Origin of the sequence: Microvirga vignae (assembly GCF_001017175.1) — a bacterium.
GTDB classification, from domain to species: domain Bacteria; phylum Pseudomonadota; class Alphaproteobacteria; order Rhizobiales; family Beijerinckiaceae; genus Microvirga; species Microvirga vignae.
Genome location: NZ_LCYG01000107.1, coordinates 1 through 4,300, shown reverse-complemented (window position 1 = coordinate 4,300; position 4,300 = coordinate 1). Strand labels below are relative to the sequence as shown.

Sequence of the window (4,300 nt, the reverse complement as noted above, 5' to 3'; positions counted from 1 at the left end):
CGCAGCGGCCCCTGTCTCGATGAGTCAGAGGTCTGTATAGCCCTTCCGTCGCTGGGATCCTGCCCAGTTGTCCAGCGCCTGCACGGCTTTACTCTCATCGGAGAAGATCTCGATCTTCTCATGACCTTTCGACCCCACAAAACCCTAGTTGCGCACCAGGCGGATCGTACCGAATAGGTCTCGCTTGATCATCAGGCTGAAGAAGCGTGCTCTGCCCTGTTCCGGGTCGCGCCGATAGAGCACCAGATGGTGCCGTATGGGTGAACGGGCGTCGGGCATCTTGGGAGCGGCTCGTACTCGGGGTTGCTCTTCTGAAGTGTCTTCTCCATTTCACGCATCACCGCCCGCTCGATCTCGTCGAGATTGACCTTGATGGCCTGATCGTTGGTTTGTGCCTTGGCCCTGGTCACGGGGACCTGCCTGGCCTTCGGCCGGTTTTAGTAGCCATCCGCGCTTGGGCGGCAAAGCGGCCTTCCAGGGTGTCGATCAGGCTGTCGAGTGCCGCATCGGATAGCGGGATCTCCGGAGCCTCAGCAAGCCCTTGAAGCGCGATGAATTGATGGGTGTAGCGGGAATCTCCTGTCACCTCAGGGCCGAACCACTCGAGCGGGCGGAAGCCCCTCGCCTCCTCCTCGGAGACAAACTCCATGGTGACGAGGTGCAGGACACACGGCCGGATGATCTCGTCGACCAGGGCCTGCCCTTCGCCGATCGACAAGGCTGTTCGGGTGTAGTCGACCTCGCCGGCGCAGACCTCAAGCAGCGCATGAGCATGGGCTACCGGGATTTCGGTCTGGTCCTCGACCTCGCCGTGAGGGCCAACCGTCTTGAGGATCAGCAGACCCCTCGCCTCTTCGAGGCGAACCCAGGAGGAACGATCCCGCTGTTTGGGGAAGAAGCCCTCGACGTGGCGCAGCCCACCCCTTTCGCGCCGGATCAGACGGGCGAACGACGGGGTGAGGAGAAAGCGGCGAGCAGTCATGAAACCCAAGGAATGTGAGGGATTGCGAACGCCTGTCTTTCGTACATTGCGGAAGAAGGGGGAAGCAACCCTGAATCCCAGCATATGGTTTCCGCTCAGCGCCAACCCTAAGCCTAAGACCTCTTCTCGCTGATCTGCCGCTGGGTCATGCACGCTCGATTGTTGAGAGACAGGGGATCAGCGTAGGCTTGCCGAGCTCCGCATTCAACGCCTGACGACGGAGTGAGATGTCCTCGACCCACTATAGCCTGAGCGGAAGATGCAAAGATGCGTCGGCCGTTTAAGCGGACCATACCCCGAGCGCAGGACCACCACCAATGAGAGAAAAGTTCTCACAAACGACAACGCCCTGACAGAGTTAGCCGTGCGGAGCTCACTGTCAGGGCGCTTTTGTGATGCCGGTTGCAACACCACGCCACCACAATGCGCCATCAACGTCGGAAGTGCAACCGAACGCTGTGAACAAGCATGAGGCGCCCCGGCGAGAGGCTGAGCACCAGACCTTCCACCAGGGCACGTGAGATGTGTTCCGGCATCGCACGGTCCATGGAGATGCGCGTCCAACAAGCCGCTGTGCGGCGACGCACACCGTCAGTGTCGATCGAGATGGTGCGACCGCATCGCTGCCGGAATGTTAGTCGCTCCGGCTGCGGTCGACACCGATGTCGCGCAGGATGTGTGGACCCACCTCTCGTCGCAGAGCGTCGACAAACTTGAATGTCAGGATGGGCCGCTTATAATCGTTCGCCGGCTTGCGCTGAACGCGAATGAACTCAAAGCGGAATGCGAACCCTACAAAGGGCAGAGGGAATACGGTCGGTTTCATCGGAGCCACCAGCAGCAAGAGTTGTGATGAGGAGCGCGGCGCGTTCGTACGTGCAAAGTCGCATAGACATGTAACGCCTCCTCTGGCTGTGGCTGTGAACTGTGCGGAAGATCCGCGAGGCAGCCTCAATACCATAATTCTGCTGTTGAGACCAGCCCCGTTACGTCGTTTATTGCCCCTGGCCGTCTCGATGACTTCTGAACGAGAGTTTGGTAAGGAGGAACCGTGCACATGAGGCACCTCCATGAGGGCGGTCCTCACGGCGGGCCAGCATCTGTTTGTGCCGGACCAATCTTGTGATGAGTTCCTTAGGCGGCGCTCGCGGCTGGCGCAGACAATCCTTCAGCCAGTTCCTCCACTAAGCGAAACTCACATAAGGCCGCGCTCGCCTTCGTGCGAGAGATTCCGAGGGAGATTGCCATCCGTCGCGAGAGCAAGGACAGAACTTTCGGCAGTGGCTTGCGGTGCATCCCGAGAATGAGCAGCGAATCTCTGATCCCAAGTGTCAGCAGTTCTCGCTCCTGATCTGTTGTCATGGCAACATCGGCATCGACACTGCGACGATCCAGGGCAGACTCGAGAGCATCGATTGCCCCAAGGATGTTGATCGCTGCGGTCGTGGTGTCGTTGATCGTGAACATGTCTCGCCAATGGTCCTCTGAGGGATTTGCTGCAAGGTTTCTCGTAGAGATAAGGACCGATGAAGGCTCCCGGTGAGCGAGGACTGTGACGTCAGAATGACATGCAAACATAGCGAATCTGAGCCTCCCAACGTTGCGTCCTATCGGACGTGAACCGAGCAATGTGGCCCGGCCAATGGCTGAGCAAAAGCAAGCATCGGGCGCGAGCGCCTGACCTTTGATTGAACGATATGGCTTAGTCTCCTGGCTTTCCCAGAAAGTGATGACAGCATTATGAAATGAGCCGCCCAGTTGCGACCCGAAGTCCGACACAGATGTGCGAGCATCCGGCGATGAGGGTCAATTCAGCTGGCGGACATCAATGATCTGGGGGAAGCATGGTTCCGCGCTCATCGCGGCTTCATCAGACCTAGGGACTAATCGGGAAAACATGGTAAACGTCTGGATGACGTGCTCCACTCGAGGCATGCGATAAGAGCGCCCGAGCATGCGCCAGGTCGCAGTGCCGATTGGTCCTCAGAGTGGCTTTGGCGACGTTTCGTGGCCGCGATCCGAAGGTGTGAACCTCAACTTGAGCAAGACCTCGTAAACAGAGTGCGGGTCGCACTCGTTCTTGCGGGCGGCGCATTCGTCAAATGACCGGATGTAGTCATCGCAGTGTGAGGGTCTGACACGCCGCGGGGCTTCCGCGCATCTGGAATAGGCCTGCTGCACGATTGCGGCGACATCGGATGGATTGGATGCGTCGTGCGTCAAAGTTGCCGTGAGCTTCTGGTGCGCGAGGATGAGAGAGGCTGGGCCACCGAGGACGGCGATAGCTATGAAGCCATGACGGATCTTTCGCATCGGCATACCTCGGGCCTTTATAGTTAAGGCGAAGTTAATCGATGCGTCCTGAAATGGAAGCTTGTAACACTCTAGCGCAGTTGACCACTTTCATCCTGAGGAAACGAACATATGGCTAAACGCCCGGAGGAGGACGAACAACCTGAGATCAACGGGGCTGCCAGGATGCCGCATCTCGATAGGCTTGAGAAGCTGGCCAACACGGCGGCCACTGCCGCGCGGGCAAAGCAGCGGCGGGCGCGCAAGAATGGCATGCATCAGCAAGAGGAACCTTCGGACGTACGCAACCTCAGGCATGATGACGAAGCCAGAGCGCAGGCCGAGGAAGCGATGCGGCAGATGATGCAAAGCCACAAAGCAAGCGGCGCGGGTGGTGACGGTCTGGCAATCGTCAATCGAGCCACCGTCCGAACACTTCGATGGCCGGAGCGGGGATAAGAGACTGTTAGGTCCTTGCTCGCCATGGTCCCGCCACCTTTCCCATACAGATGGCAGACAAGACTAACAACGGAGTTTTACAGTGTCAGAATCCAATGCAGCCAAGAAGCCGAATCCAGCTTTGATGAAGCCGTTGCAGCCCTCGACTGAACTGGCGGCTGTGGTCGGTTCTTCCCCGTTGCCCCGCACGGAGGTTGTGAGCAAGGTGTGGGACTACATCAAGTCGAACAACCTGCAGAACCCCGAGAATAAGCGTGAGATCCTCGCCGACGGGAAGCTTCAGGCTGTGTTCGGCGGCAAGAGCAAGGTCAGTATGTTCGAGATGAACAAGTACTTCGCTCAGCATCTCTCCTGAGGAGCACTCAGTAACGGCAGGCCAACCCCACCAGAGTTCCGGCGGAGTTGGCGTATCCTCAGTTACTCCGGCGACCGCTCCGGTTAGATCGATTCCTTCAGGTCCTTGGCGGCGCGGAAGGCGATCTTCTTCGAAGCCTTGATCTTCACGGGTTCGCCGGTCTGCGGGTTGCGGCCCATGCGAGCGGCGCGCTTGCGAACCTGGAGGATGCC

8 protein-coding genes are annotated in these 4,300 nt (G+C 58.7%); 2 read left to right on the top strand and 6 right to left on the bottom strand.

Annotation, left to right across the window (positions count from 1 at the left end; translation table 11 throughout):
• Positions 1 to 24: 24 nt before the first annotated feature.
• The 5 genes from AA309_RS37520 to AA309_RS28405 form a co-directional block, all read right to left on the bottom strand.
• Positions 25 to 138: a hypothetical protein gene (locus AA309_RS37520; RefSeq protein ID WP_342027990.1), complete on the bottom strand. Its 114-nt coding sequence runs from the start codon at positions 136 to 138 to the stop codon at positions 25 to 27.
• Between the two features lie 53 nt (positions 139 to 191).
• Complete coding sequence (locus AA309_RS36935; protein ID WP_047192389.1) at positions 192 to 410, bottom strand: hypothetical protein; 219 nt, start codon at positions 408 to 410, stop codon at positions 192 to 194.
• Positions 407 to 982, bottom strand: coding sequence for a CYTH domain-containing protein (locus AA309_RS28415; protein ID WP_244470525.1), 576 nt, complete (start codon positions 980 to 982; stop codon positions 407 to 409). The genes AA309_RS36935 and AA309_RS28415 overlap by 4 nt, the downstream gene beginning before the upstream one ends.
• Positions 983 to 1,616: 634 nt before the next feature.
• Positions 1,617 to 1,808: a hypothetical protein gene (locus AA309_RS28410; protein ID WP_133239399.1), complete on the bottom strand. Its 192-nt coding sequence runs from the start codon at positions 1,806 to 1,808 to the stop codon at positions 1,617 to 1,619.
• A gap of 308 nt (positions 1,809 to 2,116) precedes the next feature.
• Complete coding sequence (locus AA309_RS28405) at positions 2,117 to 2,449, bottom strand: hypothetical protein (protein WP_047192387.1); 333 nt, start codon at positions 2,447 to 2,449, stop codon at positions 2,117 to 2,119.
• Between the two features lie 1,011 nt (positions 2,450 to 3,460).
• Here AA309_RS28405 and AA309_RS28395 point away from each other — a divergent pair.
• Together AA309_RS28395 and AA309_RS28390 are read left to right on the top strand one after the other, a co-directional pair.
• Positions 3,461 to 3,733: a hypothetical protein gene (locus AA309_RS28395; RefSeq protein WP_150117814.1), complete on the top strand. Its 273-nt coding sequence runs from the start codon at positions 3,461 to 3,463 to the stop codon at positions 3,731 to 3,733.
• A gap of 82 nt (positions 3,734 to 3,815) precedes the next feature.
• The gene (locus AA309_RS28390) at positions 3,816 to 4,088 is read left to right on the top strand and encodes an SWIB/MDM2 domain-containing protein (RefSeq protein WP_047192384.1); all 273 of its coding nucleotides are present in this window, start codon (positions 3,816 to 3,818) and stop codon (positions 4,086 to 4,088) included.
• An 83-nt stretch (positions 4,089 to 4,171) separates the two neighbouring features.
• Here the strand turns inward: AA309_RS28390 and AA309_RS28385 are convergent.
• On the bottom strand, positions 4,172 to 4,300 hold a 129-nt coding region (locus tag AA309_RS28385; protein ID WP_047192383.1), incomplete at its 5' end, for an HU family DNA-binding protein.